At 52.8% G+C, this 16,136-nt stretch carries 15 protein-coding genes and 1 riboswitch; of the genes, 13 read left to right on the top strand and 2 right to left on the bottom strand.

Going from position 1 to position 16,136, the window contains the following annotated elements; genetic code table 11:
• Positions 1–6: 6 nt before the first annotated feature.
• Positions 7–1,005: an NAD(P)/FAD-dependent oxidoreductase gene (locus tag BN54_RS07845; protein WP_019206638.1), complete on the bottom strand. Its 999-nt coding sequence runs from the start codon at positions 1,003–1,005 to the stop codon at positions 7–9.
• A 170-nt stretch (positions 1,006–1,175) separates the two neighbouring features.
• Between BN54_RS07845 and BN54_RS07840 the strand changes: the two genes are divergently transcribed.
• The 6 genes from BN54_RS07840 to BN54_RS07815 all read left to right on the top strand — a co-directional run bounded on the left by BN54_RS07840 (position 1,176) and on the right by BN54_RS07815 (position 7,742).
• Positions 1,176–2,135, top strand: coding sequence for a nucleoside hydrolase (locus BN54_RS07840; RefSeq protein WP_019206637.1), 960 nt, complete (start codon positions 1,176–1,178; stop codon positions 2,133–2,135).
• A gap of 409 nt (positions 2,136–2,544) precedes the next feature.
• A riboswitch (TPP riboswitch) is annotated at positions 2,545–2,632 on the top strand.
• 91 nt (positions 2,633–2,723) lie between these two features.
• Positions 2,724–3,284, top strand: a complete 561-nt coding sequence (locus BN54_RS07835) for an ECF transporter S component (RefSeq protein ID WP_019206635.1) — start codon at positions 2,724–2,726, stop codon at positions 3,282–3,284.
• A gap of 2 nt (positions 3,285–3,286) precedes the next feature.
• Positions 3,287–4,672 (top strand): ATP-binding cassette domain-containing protein, encoded by a 1,386-nt coding sequence (locus BN54_RS07830; RefSeq protein ID WP_019206634.1) that lies wholly within the window; start codon positions 3,287–3,289, stop codon positions 4,670–4,672.
• On the top strand, positions 4,669–5,322 hold the full coding sequence (locus tag BN54_RS07825; protein ID WP_019206633.1) for an energy-coupling factor transporter transmembrane component T family protein: 654 nt from the start codon (positions 4,669–4,671) through the stop codon (positions 5,320–5,322). The genes BN54_RS07830 and BN54_RS07825 overlap by 4 nt, the downstream gene beginning before the upstream one ends.
• Before the next feature lie 55 nt (positions 5,323–5,377).
• On the top strand, positions 5,378–5,743 hold the full coding sequence (locus BN54_RS07820) for a hypothetical protein (RefSeq protein ID WP_019206632.1): 366 nt from the start codon (positions 5,378–5,380) through the stop codon (positions 5,741–5,743).
• Positions 5,744–5,804: 61 nt separating this feature from the next.
• A complete protein-coding gene (locus BN54_RS07815; RefSeq protein ID WP_019206631.1) occupies positions 5,805–7,742 on the top strand; it encodes a cation:proton antiporter in 1,938 nt (645 codons plus the stop codon).
• A gap of 65 nt (positions 7,743–7,807) precedes the next feature.
• Here the strand turns inward: BN54_RS07815 and BN54_RS07810 are convergent, their stop codons facing one another.
• Positions 7,808–8,773: an alpha/beta hydrolase gene (locus BN54_RS07810; protein ID WP_040470074.1), complete on the bottom strand. Its 966-nt coding sequence runs from the start codon at positions 8,771–8,773 to the stop codon at positions 7,808–7,810.
• 121 nt (positions 8,774–8,894) lie between these two features.
• Between BN54_RS07810 and BN54_RS07805 the strand changes: the two genes are divergently transcribed.
• From BN54_RS07805 to BN54_RS10605, 7 genes are all read left to right on the top strand, one after another.
• Complete coding sequence (locus BN54_RS07805; protein ID WP_040470099.1) at positions 8,895–9,308, top strand: helix-turn-helix domain-containing protein; 414 nt, start codon at positions 8,895–8,897, stop codon at positions 9,306–9,308.
• A gap of 3 nt (positions 9,309–9,311) precedes the next feature.
• Positions 9,312–10,157 carry a hypothetical protein gene (locus BN54_RS07800; RefSeq protein ID WP_019206628.1) on the top strand — a complete coding sequence of 282 codons (846 nt, stop codon included), beginning with the start codon at positions 9,312–9,314 and terminating at the stop codon, positions 10,155–10,157.
• Between the two features lie 247 nt (positions 10,158–10,404).
• Entirely contained in the window at positions 10,405–11,406 is a 1,002-nt protein-coding gene (locus tag BN54_RS07795; RefSeq protein WP_019206627.1) for a PTS sugar transporter subunit IIB, read from the top strand.
• Positions 11,407–11,417: 11 nt separating this feature from the next.
• Positions 11,418–12,221: a PTS mannose/fructose/sorbose transporter subunit IIC gene (locus tag BN54_RS07790; RefSeq protein ID WP_019206626.1), complete on the top strand. Its 804-nt coding sequence runs from the start codon at positions 11,418–11,420 to the stop codon at positions 12,219–12,221.
• Between the two features lie 19 nt (positions 12,222–12,240).
• Positions 12,241–13,164: a PTS system mannose/fructose/sorbose family transporter subunit IID gene (locus tag BN54_RS07785; RefSeq protein WP_019206625.1), complete on the top strand. Its 924-nt coding sequence runs from the start codon at positions 12,241–12,243 to the stop codon at positions 13,162–13,164.
• An 84-nt stretch (positions 13,165–13,248) separates the two neighbouring features.
• A complete protein-coding gene (locus BN54_RS07780; RefSeq protein WP_019206624.1) occupies positions 13,249–13,632 on the top strand; it encodes a DUF956 family protein in 384 nt (127 codons plus the stop codon).
• A gap of 195 nt (positions 13,633–13,827) precedes the next feature.
• Positions 13,828–16,119 carry an amidase family protein gene (locus BN54_RS10605; protein ID WP_019206623.1) on the top strand — a complete coding sequence of 764 codons (2,292 nt, stop codon included), beginning with the start codon at positions 13,828–13,830 and terminating at the stop codon, positions 16,117–16,119.
• Positions 16,120–16,136 lie beyond the last annotated feature (17 nt).

The following is a 16,136-nucleotide window of genomic DNA, read 5'->3' as shown; positions in this document are numbered from 1 at the left end:
TTTTTTCTATGCCTTGATCTTCATTGATGAACTGTGCATCGCCAGGCGCTTATCGGGATAGAGCGCTTTGGCCAGGGCCGTTACGGCCACTGGCGCTTCCCCAAAGCCGTTGGCAATCAGCGCAACTTTCCCCGGGTAGGTTACCCCGTCCCCAATGGCGTACACGCCCGCCACACTGGTTTGCATCGTCGAATCAACCTGAATCAAATGGTGTTCACTCGCCAGGTCTAATTGCCAGTCCTTGAGGGCGGCATTATTGGAGGTAAAACCGTAATTGACCAACACCCGATCCGGGGTAAGGGTCAATTCTTCTTCGCTCTTCATTTTCTTGAGGGTCAAACTAACCTTGCCATCTGCTTGACTGCTGATTTCCTTTGGCAAATAGGGCGTTAAAATTTCTACCGCTGACGTTTGCAAGTCCGACACCATCTTAGGCAGCGCCCGGAACTGGTCGCGCCGGTGAACCAACTTAACGCTTTTGGCTACTGGTTCCAACATCAAGGCCATGTCGATCGCGGAATCCCCACCGCCGAGAACCACTACGTCTTGCCCCGCAAAATCGGCCTTCTGCGTGACAAAGTAGCTCAACTGCTGGTCATCAAGTTCAGCGGCACCCGGCAGCGCTAAGGACCGGGGGGTAAAAGCGCCCTTGCCAAGCGCCACTAAAACGGCTTTGGCCCGGTAGGTGGCTTGGTCGGTCGTAATCGTAAAGCAACCATCCGGATCTTTTTGCACGTTGGTGACCATCTGGCCGACCACCGTGTCCACCGGGGCAATCGCCATCTGGGCCGCTAAGTCCGCCGCAAGTTGGCGCCCGGTCACCCCCGCCTTACCGGCTACATCCCAGATTTGTTTTTCTGGGTACAGCGCGGCGGGTTGGCCCCCTAAGGTTGGCAAGGCTTCGATCAGTTGCGCGTTTAATTCGTGCAGCCCACAGTAAAAGGCCGCAAACATCCCCACTGGCCCGCCACCGACAATGGTGACGTCATACATCTTTTCGGTCATCTTTTTTGCCTCATTTCCGCTAATTTTCAGTAGTTTTATTGTAGCATTGGCCCCCCACCGGCGCAAAAAACCGCAATTGCCAATTGTATTCCCTTTCATGATTCGGTATGATTAAGGAGTAAAACGTTACTACTTGAACAAACGCATAGAAAACATTTGGAGGGACTAATATGGCTCAAAAGAAAATGATTCTCGACTTAGATACTGGGGTGGATGACGCTTTAGCAATCGCTTACGCCGTGGCCGCTCCCGACGTAGATCTGATCGGGATCGTTTCTTCTTACGGGAACAACTTGCTTGATGTTTGTGCAGAAAATAGCTTGAAGCTGTTGGAATTGTTAGGCCAAGAAGATGTACCGGTCTTCTTAGGTTTGCCACATTCCAGCACCAGCGATCACTTTGAGGTGATGCAAGTTTCCAAGGACATTCACGGTGACAACGGGATCGGCGACGTCGACCTGCCGGCCCCAAAGCGCCCCTTAGAAGAAATGTCTGGGGTGGACTTCTACATTGAAGCCGCCCACAAGTACGGCAAGGACTTGATCATCATCCCAACCGGCCCAATGACTAACTTAGCGGCGGCCTTAAAGAAGGATCCGGAAATTGCCCACTTGATCGGCAACGTTACCTTCATGGGTGGGGCACTGACTGTCGAAGGGAACGTGACGGACGTGGCGGAAGCCAACATCAACCAAGATGCCAAGGCTGCCAACGACGTCTTGACCAGTGATTTACCATTGACGATGGTCGGCTTGGACGTTACTTTGCGAACCCTCTTGACCAAGAAGGAAACCCAACAATGGCGCGACCTTGGCACGAAGGCCGGTCAAGCCTTTGCCGACATTACCGACTTCTACATCGATGCCTACTACAACTTAGACATCGACAAGAATGGTTGTGCTCTGCACGACCCACTGGCGGTTGGGGTTTCTTTGGACCCATCCTTCGTTCAAACGATCAGCCTCTTTATGAAGGTGATCTACGATGAACACAACTACGCCCGCACGATTGGGGACAAGGACCGGCTCAACGAACCGAACCCGAATGTGCAAGTCGCAGTCAACGTTGATAAGGACCGTTACCTGGCCACCTTTATGGACTTGTTGACTAACTTGTTCAAACAACACTAATCTCCGCTGAATCATCACAAGCTGAGCAATTCCCGCTCAGCTTTTTCTTTTGTCGTTAAAGTCACGGAACGTGGTATCAGCAGACGGGATATTTTCCCAGCCAATTTTTTAACCACATTCCGTGGTTTTGAAATTGGACTGATGGTTATAACTTATCCCCAACTTATCCCCAAAGTAACCGACTTATCCACCAAATCTTGGGGATAACTCCCACCTTTTCCACACCTTGCAAATAGCCTATCATTCTTATTATCCTCAATCCTTCACCATGTTGTCCCCAAATTTATCCACAGTCTGTGCATAATTGTCCCGCCGCTTTTCCCCAATTGCGTTAAAGCCCCGGTTACCACATTTAGTAGCTCCCTCGGCTTGATCTTTCCCGGGTGATTCGCTACAATGAAGGCATCAATTACCATGTCTGGGGTGCCTTTGGCTGAGATGATACCCATTAACCTGATCTGGTTAGTACCAGCGTAGGGAGTTACATTCGGTAGATCTTTGAAGACGAATTTAACCCGCGCTCCCAGACGAATGCTTGGGAGCGTTTTTACATGGGATTGAAATTTCTTTTTCCCAGGGGGAAGTATTATGTCGACACGTTATCACTTAAAGGATATTATCCTACTGGCGCTAATCGGGATCATCTTCGGGGTGATCTATTACGCCGGGGACTTTATCTACAATGGTTTTTCCATTCTCTTAACGCCCGTTGGTTTAGGCCCCATGGCCAATGATTTAACCATGGGCCTGTGGTGCATGGCCGGTCCGATGGCAGCCATGCTCTTACGCCGGCCCGGGGCGGCCTTTCTCGGTGAATTTCTCGGGGCCGCCGGTGAAATGTTTTTAGGTGGCCAATGGGGGGCCGCTAATCTGATCTCCGGCTTTGTCCAAGGGGTTGCGACCGAGCTTGGGTTCGCCGTTACGCGCTACAAGCATTACGATTGGCTCGGGCTGGCTTCATCAACTTTCTTTGCGACGCTGATTACCTTCGGGTGGGACTGGTTCCGGAACGGTTACGCCCACTTTAGCCTGGGGCTCAACTTGATCTTGCTAGTCGCACGCTTTATTTCCATGTTTGTCTTCTGCGGGGTGCTGGTTAAGTTGATTGCCAACTTACTGGAACGCGCCCACGTCATTAAACCCGCTTAATTATGACTGACCCAATTACGATCCAAAACGTGATCTTTAGTTACCAGGCCCACCAACCAGTGCTTCAGCTCGCCGACCTGACCATTCCCCGGGGCAGCTTTACCCTCCTTTATGGCCCCTCAGGCAGTGGCAAGTCGACCCTGTTGCGCCTCTTGGCCGGGCTGTTGCCAAAATACGGCGGTCACTTAAACGCGCAGGCCGCGATTAACTTGGCCCCACAAGAAACGGCGATGCTTTTTCAAGACCCGAGTCTCCAGTTTGCCCTGGATACGCCCCAACACGAGGCCGAATTTGCCCTCGAAAATCTGCAAGTTCACCGGCACCAAATGCGCCATCGCATCCGGGACGCCTTTGCGACCGTGGGCATCAGTGACCTGGCGGACCGCCAGTTTGCGACCTTGTCCGGGGGGGAAAAACAACGGGCGGCTTTAGCAGTCGTGATTGCTATGCACCGGCCCGTCATCTTATTAGATGAGCCCTTCGCCAGCCTCGATGCCAAGAACCGGGCCTTATTGTTAGCACAATTACAAGCCCAAGTGGCCGCTGGTAAAACGGTGATTATTGCCGACCACGACCTGGCCAATTACCAAGCGGTGCAACCACAAATCATCCGCTTTGACCGGGCCCATCAAGCAACCCAGCTGCCTGAAGCGGCGGCGCAAGCCCTCTTAACGGCCGCCGCTCAGCCGATTGCCCTGCCCACCCAAGCCGCAAGGACCTGGCCGGCCGCGATCGTGGGGCGCAAGCTGGTCCTTGAGCGCCCCCACCAACGCTTATTAGACCAGGCCAACTGCCAAATTCCGGCTAACAAAATTACCCTGCTGACTGGCGAATCCGGCAGTGGCAAATCGACGCTCTTAAAGTGCCTGGCCAAATTAGTTCCCTACCAAGGCGAATTAACCCTGCAGGGGCGCTCGTTGCAAAAGTATCGGCCCCGGCAATGGGGCCGGCAAGTCGGCTTGGTCTTCCAGCACGCCGCTGACCAATTCCTAAACGTCACCATGGCCGAAGAATTAGCCCTCAGCCAAGCGCAGGGACGCCACCCCTACTTCACCCCCGCCAACCTAACGGCAGCCATTGACCTACTAGGACTCACAGGGTTAGCAGACCGGGTCGTCTACTCCTTGTCCGGGGGGCAGCAAAAGAAGCTCCAATTATTAGTCATGCTGATGATGGGCCAACCGGTCCTATTGTTAGATGAACCTTTTGCCGGGCTGGATGCCGCCTCGGCCCAAGCCGTCCGGCAGTTAATCACGGCTTGCCAAGCCGTTCAACCGGCCACCATCATCGTGGTTTCTCACCAGTTGGCTGGCTTGGCGGGGTGGGTGGATTGTCACCTGCACTTAAGCCACCAGCAGCTCCAAGATCTTGCCGAGGTACGCTCATGAACCCAAGTCTCAAGTTATTATTAGTCCTGTTACTCTCGTTAGAAATCTCCTTTACCCAAAAATTGGTTGTCAACCTCCTATTGATCGCCGTGGGGCTCGGATTAGTCATCGCCACGCGGCCCGGGCTGCTAACCCTGCTGCGCTTACTGGTCGTGCCGGCCATTCCGGCAGCAACGCTCTCAATCACCATCGGGCTGTTTACCCCGGGGCACGATTGGTTTTTTGCGGCCGTATTGGCCAGCCGGGTCTACGTTTACGTCCTCTTGGGCAGCGCCGTGACCCTAAGTACCCCGCCCTTACGCTTGGCGCGGTCGCTCGAACAAAACGCTCACTTGCCAGCGAAATTTGCCTATGGCACCTTAGCGGCGATCAACTTATTGCCCCGGATCGTAACGGCGGTTAAAACGATTAAAGCCGCCGGGCAAATGCGGGGCGTAACCCTGAGTTTTTGGTCGCCACGTTTGTATTTCAAAGCAATCCTCAGCGCGATTACCTGGTCGGAACAATTAGCCCAAGCAATGGAATCGCACGGCTTTGTGGAAAATCAACCACGGACGGTGGCCCAACCGATCCCGCTTTCAAAAATTGATTGGTTGCGCTTTGTGGGGAGCTTCGGTTTGGCTCAGGTCGTCTTAATTGCCTTTCCATAATAATTTCGGTAAGATAGGAGTAGTTACTTTTATCACCCGAATTTTGGAGGCGCCAATGAAGAACCAACCTGTTATCATGGACACCCCCACGAAATTGTTGGCCTGCTTGAGCTACTTCAGCATCCTGTTTATGCCGGTGCTGTTCCCGTTAATTGCCTGGCTGGCAGCCACCCACATCCAGCAGCCCAACCTTGCGATTGCTTACCACGCGAAGCGGGCCTTTTGGTCGCAATTATTGCCAACTTTATTGGGCATTGCTGTCATTATCATCATTGCCGGTACCGGTTTGGCCGTTGGTGACCAGGGCTTTGGGCAAGTCGCTTGGCTCTGGCTGCTCTTATTAGGGCTCTTATTATTCGCTGGCCTGCTCTTTTGGCTCTACAATATCGTGATGGGGATTATTGTTTTATTGGATCGTTAACCAAAACGGCCGGGAAGTTCCCGACCGTTTTTCGTACATAATTACTATAAGGAGGATTTTAATGTCAACCATTTTTGGGGTCTTGACCCTGATTGTCGCGGTGGTCATTGCCAATATTGCCCACCTCTTTTTTCCCCGCCTTCCGCTGGCCTTTTACCAAATTTTCGTCGGGATTTTTTTGGCTCTGTGGCCAAGTATCTCGACCTTTACCCTGGAGCCGGAAACCTTCCTGCTCTTAATTATTGCCCCCCTCTTGTTTAATGATGGCCAAAACGCCTCCTTCCGGGCGATTTCGCGCAACGTGAAGCAAATTATTTCCATGACCGTTTACCTGGCGATCTTTACCGTCTTGGTCGCCGGGATTGGCCTGCACTTCGCCGTCGCGGCCTTCTCTTTACCATTGGCCTTCATGCTGGCGGCCATCATTACCCCAACGGATGCGGTTGCCGTCAAATCGCTAACCACTGGCGTCGCGATGCCTGCCAACGTCCACCGGACCTTAGAGCACGAATCGTTGTTTAACGACGCTTCCGGCTTGGTCCTGTTTAGCCTGGCCGCGTCAACCTTGGCCTCGGGACAATTTTCCTTAGTCCATGGTTTAACCACCTTCCTGTACGTCTTCTTAGGCGGGATTATTTTCGGGGCCCTGGCCGGCTGGCTAATGATTGAACTGCGCCTCTTTTTGATGCGGACCAACGTCGACATCGGTCAAATTGTCATTCCCTTGAACGTCATGACGCCGGTCATCGTCTACTGGTTGGCCGAAGAACTCCACTGCTCGGGAATCTTGGCTGTGGTAGCCGCTGGGATCATGCACAGTCTGCTCAACGACCGGTTGCGCTTAACGTCGGCCAAGGTCCAAATTGCTACGACCACCCTGTGGCAAATCCTCAGTGATACCTTAAACGGGATCGTCTTCGTCTTTTTGGGGTTAAGTCTCCCCGAAGCATTAGGCGCTACGACCCCCCAAAGCCTGGGTAACCTGACCTTGATCGCCATCTTCCTCTACCTGATCACCACGGGGATTCGCTACTTATGGGCGCGGCTGAACTTTGTCGATCTTAAAGGGTCCACCGAAGATCAGCGCAAGAATGCCCTCGTCTTAGCCCTGGGAGGGATTCACGGGACGATTACCCTGGCAATGGCCTTTTCCATTCCGACCCTCATCAACGGTCGGCCCCTGGCCCTGCGCAACACGATGATCTTGATTGCTGCTTTAGTGATTTTAATCAGTATCATCAACGGGGCCCTGCTCTTTCCTAAACTGTTGCCCCCTAAGCGCAATACCTACACGGCGACGGAATTTGCCAATGGTTTGATTGCCGCCGTCCAAACGGCGATTGGGCGAATTGAAGAAGCCGCTGCTCACCCCCGGGAACGCGCCGCGGTCATTGACCAACTCAGCTCGCAAATGACCTTAACCTACCAAGTGAACTCCGCCACCTACCAAAAAATCTTGGCTGACTGCCATGAGGTTGAAATGCAACTGATTGATGAACTCAGCCAGGAAGGGCAGATCGATCAGTTCTTACTTGATTTCTATCAGCACTTGATCACCCAAAGCGTAGTCAACCACACCAACCATGGCCTCCGTTCCTTTATCCGGACCTTTTATCACCGGTGGAAGTGGCGCCGCATTCGCCACAAGTTGCGCCAAGTCCAAGTGACGACCGCCACCGATGCCGTCCAAAAAGAAATACGGAATCTCTTGGCGCGGACCACTTGGGCGGTCAACAACCACTTAAACCAGGTTCAAACGTCAACGAATGTCAATGAAGTGGCAATGGTCCGTCGGCTTTACCTCAACCGGATTCGGGCCCTCAGTCGCCAACAGCGCTTGGACCAAGAGGTAATGCACCAGCTCTTCGTCAGCGCCTTCCAGGATGAACATAGTTTCATTCAACAAGCCCTCGCAGCGGGTGACATTAACGCCGATCTGGCCAAAGCCCTCAACGAACACATTTCGATTGATGAATTGGTCTACATGCAATCCAACTAAGCAAACGGGACGCTCCACCAACCTGGTAGGAGCGTCCCGTTTTAAGTTCCTTATTTCCCGGGAAATTATTTTACGTAACGAGCTAAGAAGGCTTGCAAGTGGGCCCGGTAAGCTGCCGGGCTCGTCGCATAGGCTTTGGCATGGCCCGCGTGCGGGACGACCCAAATTTGTTTAGGTCCCTGGGTGGCCCGGTAATTTTGCCACACCATCTTAGTTGGCACGAAATCATCAGCGGCCCCGTGGATCAATAGTAAGGGCCGGTGATTGTGATGAAGGGCCCGCGTGCTGGAGGCGCTTTGGGTAAAGAAGCCATTGGCCACCCGGTTGATCACACTTAAGGCCCCTTCAACCGGAATTCGAACTAACATTGGCAAGTGATACAAATGACCCGCTTGATAATCCAATTCTGCTTGCAAGCTGCTGTAGCCGCAGTCCGCGACCAGCGCCTTGACTTGAGCTGGCAGTTGCAACCCACTGGTCATCATCGTCGTGGCGCCACCCATGCTGACCCCAAAAATCACAATTTGACTTTTCGGGCCATGGTCGCGAATCAGTCGCTTGGCCCACTTACGGACGTCGTAGCGTTCCGGCCAACCATAACCAATGTAGTGGCCCTGGCTTTGCCCATGCGCCCGTGCGTCCGGTAACAAAACGTTGTAGCCTAACTGGTGAAACAGCGCCGCGTAGGCCCCCATGCTTTCCTTATTTTGCATAAAGCCATGTAAGATAATCACACTTTTCGTCGTTGGCTGCGCCGCCGGGAGGTAAGCCGCCACCAAGCGGGTTTTTCCGTCGGCCGCCGTCATCGTCCACTTTTGCTTAGTCGCTTGCTGAAACCAACGCTTTTGTTGGTAGAGCGGATCGCTCTTTTTAATCACCGTCGTAGGGTTGCTGACAAAGGATTTATGGCTCGGCACCATCGCCACGTGGAAAAAGTAGGCCCCCGCGGCCCCCCAAGCTACGAGCAGCATTCCCACTAGCGCCAGCCCCCAGCGCCACCACGAACGTTTCTTTTTATCTGTCTTATTCATAAACAACTACACTCTTTTCTCTCAAAATCTTAGTTAGTTTACCACATTTGGGAAATCGACGCGATTTGCCACGCTCCGTGGTGAAAAATGTTAAAATGAATTGGTAAAGGATGTGAGGATGATGTTCCCAGAACGACTACGGGCCTTGCGCCGCGGGCAAAAAATTACCCTGAAGGCGCTGGCCACGGAATTAAATCAAAACTTAGGGCCGAATGAAAAACCCAACACGGCCTCGCAAATCGGCAATTGGGAACGGGGCATTCGGACCCCGTCGTATGTGGAAGCCCGCAAATTGGCCGAATTTTTTGACGTTAGTCTCGACTACTTGACCGGGAAATCAGACCGGAACGATTACGATCTGGCGAAACTTTTCTTTTCCAGTCGCGACTTACGGTTTAACAATACGATTTTGTCCAGTGAAGATCGCTACGAAATCTTCCAATTAATTGACGGCTACCTCAAAGGTAAAGACAACCGGCGGGAAAGTGAACCGACCCAAAGTCAACAAGAAGAATTGAACCTCAAATTTAAGTAAGTTATGAAGAAAAAACAACTCAAAAAGCTAAAACAACGCGTTAAAAAGCACCGCCCAGCGCCTTATATCGCGCAACTGACCCAGTATGGGGAACTGTTTGATCCATTCCCGGTCATTAAGTATTTGGTGAATAACGTTTTAGAGGCTGACCGGCTCTTAAAGCGCGGGTTGATCCCCCAGGCCCTGCCCAAATTGTTGCTCCCTGATGACATTCAAGATCAAATTTTTACCGCCGTCAACGCCCAATACCCACGGGGGGATCGGCAAGGCGACCGCTTGTGGGAACAATATTCCAATGCTTTACCCAAGTTAGACCGACTCTTACGCAACTTTCGCGATTACTTAGAGACGACGTACGGGATGTGGTCTTACACCAACACTTCGTTTATCAGTGCCCTCAGTGACTATTTAGCTGGGGCGCCGGTGTTAGAAATCATGGCTGGCAACGGCTACCTGTCCAAAGGTTTGCGGGATCACAATCCCCTGCAAACGATTTTCACTACGGACAGCCAAGCCTGGGTTAAGGAAAACGAAACCGGCAAGCACCCGGTCACGACCATTGAAGCCCTTGATGCCCTGGCCGCCATCGAAAAATATGGGGACCAGGTCGACTACGTCCTCATGTCCTGGGCTCCGGATAAAGATGAAAACGATTATCAAGTGCTGGAATTGTTGCGAAAACGCTTCCCGGATGTTCGCCTTTTAGTCATCGGTGAACGCGACGGGGCCACCAATTCGCCGAAATTTTGGCACCTGGCCCAATTAAGCCAACCCGCTGCTCTAGCACCGGTAAATGCCGGTCTAAAGAGCTTTGACTTGATTGACGAACAGGTATACCTAGCGGAATAACGCCGTCGCATTGCATCTCGCTAAACCAACGAACTAAAATTTGGTTTAGCGAGATTTTTTTCGTTTTCAAAAATTCAAAAGCTGACCATTTGCCGATGATTTTTTTAATTTCCCTGCATTAATTCCCTTGTTTTGCGGTTTTTTATCCAAATTCCAGTCCATCGTTTAACAAATATGGTATACTACCTAATGTATTCGCTTCCATCACGAAAAGGATACGCTATCCATTCTCATTAAGGAGGACAACATGGTAGGAATTGTTTTAGCCAGTCATGGGGCCTTCGCCGATGGGATTTTCCAGTCCGGGGAAATGATCTTTGGCGAACAACCCAATGTGGCACACGTTATCTTAAAGCCTGATGAAGGGCCTGAAGACATTCACAAGAAGATGGAAGATGCCGTCAGTACCTTAGAAGATCAGGACCAGGTCTTATTCTTAGTTGACCTGTGGGGCGGGACGCCGTTCAACCAAGCCAGCGACCTCTTTGACCAACACAAGGACTCCTGGGCAATTGTTTCTGGGATGAACTTGCCAATGGTCATCGAAGCCTATGCTTCCCGTTTCTCCATGAACACGGCCCGGGAAATTGCGACCCACATCGTCGAAACGGCTAAAGAAGGGATCAAGACCTTGCCAGAAGAATTGATGCCTCAAGAAGAAGCGACCTCACAAGCAGCCGCCCAACCAGCGGCTCCGCAAGGGGCGATTCCTGAAGGCACGGTCATCGGCGACGGTAAGATCAAGTACGTCTTAGCTCGGATCGACACCCGACTCTTGCACGGGCAAGTTGCCACCGGGTGGACTAAGGCCACTAATCCCAACCGCATCATCGTGGTTTCTGACAATGTGGCCAAGGACAAGCTGCGCAAGAACATGATCGCGCAGGCCGCTCCGTCCGGGGTACACGCTAACACGGTGCCGATCAAGAAGATGATCGAAGTGGCCAAGGATCCCCGCTTTGGGAATACCAAGGCCATGCTGCTGTTTGAAACGCCGCAAGATGCCCTCGCTGCCATCAAGGGTGGGGTCGACATCAAGGAACTCAACGTTGGTTCGATGGCTTATAGTGACGGGAAGGTCAACGTCAACCAAGTCTTGGCCATGGACCAAAACGACGTCGATACGTTCAAGGAACTGAAGCAATTAGGCGTCACCTTCAACGTCCAAAAGGTCCCATCCAGTGGGAAAGAAAACATGGATGAACTGTTGAAGAAGGCGCAAACGCTGATTGACCAGCAAAAGAACTAAAGGAGATTATTATGTCTGCGATTTCAATGATTTTAGTTGTGATTGTAGCGTTCTTAGCCGGGATGGAAGGGATCTTGGATGAATTTCAATTCCACCAACCCCTGGTTGCATGTACGCTGATCGGTTTAGTTACCGGCCACCTGATTCCCTGTGTAATTCTCGGTGGTTCACTGCAAATGATTGCCCTGGGGTGGGCTAACATCGGGGCAGCCGTCGCCCCAGACGCTGCCTTGGCTTCGGTCGCTTCTGCTATTATTTTTGTTCAAAGTGGGGCCGCTACCAAGAGCATGGGGACGGCGACGGCGATTGCCATTCCCCTGGCCGTAGCGGGATTATTCTTAACCATGATTGTTCGGACGATCTCAGTTGCAATTATTCACATCATGGATAAGGAAGCTGCCAAAGGGAACCTGCGGGCCATTGACATGTGGCAAATCGTTGCCATCTGCTTACAAGGGCTGCGGATTGCTTTGCCAGCCGTTGCGCTGTTAATCATTCCAGCTGACCAAGTGCGGGCCGCTTTAAGCGCGATGCCAGCTTGGTTAAACGAAGGGATGACCATCGGTGGTGGGATGGTTGTGGCCGTTGGTTACGCCATGGTTATCAACATGATCGCCAACCGGGAAGTTTGGCCATTCTTTGCCATCGGGTTTGTCCTCGCCGCTGTTACGCAATTGACGCTGATCGCCATCGGGGCCTTAGGTTTGGCCTTCACCCTGATTTACCTGGACTTGGAAAGTAAGGCCGGGAACGGTGGTAACGGCGGCAACGGCGGTAGCGGTGATCCGCTCGGTGATATCTTAAACGATTACTAGAATTTGGAGGCAAAGACTAATGGCTGAAAAGAAAATTACGTTAACAAAGCGGGACCGTTGGAGTGTCTGCTGGCGTTCAACGTTCCTCCAAGGTTCTTGGAACTACGAACGGATGCAAAACGGGGGCTACGCCTTCGCTTTGATTCCCGCCATCAAGAAATTGTACAAGACGAAAGAAGACCGGGCAGCGGCTTTAAAGCGCCACCTGGAATTCTTTAACACCCACCCTTACATTGCCTCGCCAATTCTGGGGGTCAGCTTGGCCTTGGAAGAAGACAATGCCAACGGGACGCCGATTGACGCCGCCACGATGTCCGGGGTTAAAGTTGGGATGATGGGCCCATTGGCTGGGGTTGGTGACCCCGTCTTCTGGTTTACGGCGCGGCCAATTATCGCTGGGTTAGGGGCTTCTTTGGCCATCTCTGGGAACATCCTTGGTCCAATCCTGTTCTTCGTTTTGTGGAACATCTTACGGATTGCCTTTATGTGGTACACCCAAGAATTTGGTTACCGAACTGGGACCAAGATTACCGACGACGTATCCGGGGGCTTGCTGCAAAAGGTCACCCGGGGGGCCGCAATGATGGGGATGTTTGTCTTAGGGACCTTAATCGAACGGTGGGTTACCATCAAGTTCACCCCCGAAGTTTCCCGGATCAAGCAATCTTCTGGGGCTTACATCGACTGGGACAAGCTGCCTAACAACCCTACTGCCATCAAGACCGTCCTGGAACAATGGAACATGGGCAAAGGGATGTCCTTAACGGAATACAAGGTCACGACCTTGCAAGACAACCTTGACTCCCTGATTCCAGGCTTAGCGGCCTTGCTGCTGACGCTGTTGTGCATGTGGCTGTTGAAGAAGAAGGTTTCCCCAATCGTAATCATCTTAGGCCTCTTTGTGGTCGGGATTATCGGTCGGGTCATCGGCTTGCTCGGCTAAGCTGATTCCTTAATCATTAATGCGCCAGTACTTCATTGGGAAGGACTGGCGTTTATACATATTTCAGTCAGAGAGGAAGATTTTATGGTTGAATCATTGAACAAAAAAGCCGAATTAATCGCCAAGGGGACTTACTTTACCACTTTTAGCGCCTACGGTCAGATCATGATTGGCGACGAGGGGTTCGAATTTTACGAAGACCGCAACGTCCAAAACTTCGTCCAAATTCCGTGGGATGAAATTGACTTGGTGGTGGCTTCACTTCTGTTTGGCGGCAAATGGATCCCCCGCTTCAAGATCCAAACCAAACGCAACGGCAGCTTTATCTTTGCCGCCCGCGAACCCAAGCGGGTCCTAAAGGCGATGACCAACCATATCGATCCGAACCACGTCGTCCGCGCCCTAACCTTTACCCAGAACTTGACCCGGAACCTCAAGACCCTCTGGCACCGGCGCCAAAACAAATAATTTTCCCCCCGGTTCTCACGCACGTGCAAAACTGCGCAAGGACCGGGGCTTTCTTTATCCCCCGGCTGGCAATTAACGCCTCTGCTCGTGAGTTCCTGCACCATTCCACCGGCAAAAAATCCTGATCAGGTGATTGAAAACGCTTTCTAAAATAGTATAATTAAGCTAAAAATGACTATTTATGGGAGACTTATTATGCACAATCACCGAATTCGTAAATTATCCGCAGAAGCCTTAGCCGCCCTCCTGGTGGCCAGCGCCCTCAGCGGTTTTCCGCTGGCCGCCCACGCTGCCACGGCGAATGCCACCGCCCCAGCGGTAACGGAAACAACGTCGGCCCCGGCCGCAACGGCAAGCACCGCTCTCAATGATTCAAGTGAAACACCGACCCCAACGTCAACTTCGCCAACTGATCAAACACCCCCACCAAAGGACCCAAGCCCGGCACCGCAAGCTCCAACGCACACGCCCGCTGAACTCAAGGCCCTGACCCAGGGCAAATCCGCCACGGAAATGGCCGCCATGATCAAAACCGGTCAGGTGAGCGCTCAGGAACTAGTTGAGCAAGCCTTCCAGCAAATTAAGACGGAAAATCCCGCCCTCAACGACGTCATCTATACTGATCCGACTGGGGCGGCCGCCCAGGTGAAAGCAGTTGACCCCAACGCCCCCTTCGCTGGGGTCCCAATTCTGATCAAGGGCTTGGGCCAAGCGATGAAGGGCTACCCGGGGACCAACGGGTTAACCTTTGAAGCCGATAATAAGTACACCTACACCAAAAACTTCGTCCAACAATTACAAAAAATGGGCTTCATCATCCTCGGCGAAACCAACTTCCCAGAACTGGGCTTGATTAACGTAACCCAGTCTAACTTAAACGGGAATGCCGGCAACCCTTGGGACGCCACCCGGAATCCGGGCGGTTCCTCTGGGGGTTCGGCAGCCGCCGTCGCGGCGGGGTGGGTCAGTTTAGCCACCGGGAACGATGCCGGCGGTTCCTTGCGCATCCCCGCTTCATGGTCCGGGGTTATCGGCCTCAAACCAACGCAGGGCCTGATTCTTGGGGATTCGACCACCCCATCAGTGGTTAACTTTGCCGAAACCCGCAGTATTGCTGACACTCAAGCCCTTCTCACTGGCTTAATGAATCCTGCCCACCGGGACATGTTACAGCCAGTCCCGCAAGATTTAACCCAATTAAAGATTGCTTATTCCACCACTTCACCGGTCGGGACGCCAGTCAGCCCGGACGCTAAAGCAGCCGTCTTACAGGCGGTGGCCTTTTTGCGCCAGCAGGGTTTCCAGGTCGAAGAACACCCGGCTCCGGTTGATGGCGTGCAGCTGATGCAAGCCTACTTCTTAGGCGCCTTGTCCAATGGTTCCACCGCCAACTACCTGGCCAATCACTTCTTGCACCGCAATCTAACGGCTGATGATGTTACCAATCACGTCATCAGTCCGATGACCTACGCCCTGTACGAAGCCAGCAAAAAAGCCCCTCAGACCGTTGGGGCTGCCTTTAAAGGTGAATTGGCCTTAGTCAAGCAAGCGATGGATGCGTTTCACCAAGAATATCCGCTCTACTTAACTCCTACTACCGCCGTCGTAGCACCTTTAAACGCAGATCCGGCCTTTCTGCCGGCTGACGTGGAAAAATTAAAGGCCAGCGGTGACCTGCCGTTTGATCAACAGATGCAATTAATCTACGATGCTTGGCTCCACGGGTTAACCAAGACCCCGTTTACCCAGTTGGCTAACTTGGCCGGGGAACCGGCCCTCAGTCTGCCAACCTACCTTTCTGCGGCCAACTTACCCCTCGGGATTCAACTGCAAGGCGCCAAGGGCAGCGACCAGACCTTGCTGGCGGTCGGAAAGCTCTTTGAAGACCACCACCAATTCAAGTTGCTGGACCAACAGGTAAGCAGTGACGCTGATCAACCCACAACCAGCGAGGAGCCTCAACCACCAGCCACCCCTGCTGACCAAACCGTAACCGACACAAAGCAGGCGCAAACACAAACCGAACCTAGCCAACCGGCCGCAGAACAGCCTGGAACCACCCCTGACGAACCGCAAATTGCCACCCCAGTGGATCAACCGGCCACCACGGGACCAAAGTCAAGCAATGACCTGGTGTCAACCGGTCAAGCAAGCCAACCAGCTGATCACGAGCCGGCCATTGCAGTTAGCGAACAACCGACCCCAACTCTCACGGATCAGTTGGCCACCGCAGCCCAGCAGCCTGAGCGAATTGCCACTAAGCCAAATGTGACTGGAAGCCAAACCGAAACGCAAGGGGAAACCCTTGCCCGCAAACCGGCTGCCCTTACCACTGGGCAGCAGCCAAGCCGCACCCTGACCCCGGCAAGCGCAGTCCGCTTGCCACAAACCGGGAACCGGATCAGTCACCTGGCCTGGGCCCTGGGGAGCCTTGGTCTCTTCGCAGTCCTTAGTCACTGCTGGCTGCGCCGGCAACTTCGCCCCTAAGCTTTCCTTACTGGACT

This window comes from Limosilactobacillus ingluviei str. Autruche 4, assembly GCF_000312405.1.
Lineage (GTDB): Bacteria > Bacillota > Bacilli > Lactobacillales > Lactobacillaceae > Limosilactobacillus > Limosilactobacillus ingluviei.
This window is presented reverse-complemented; position numbering and strand designations above follow the sequence as displayed.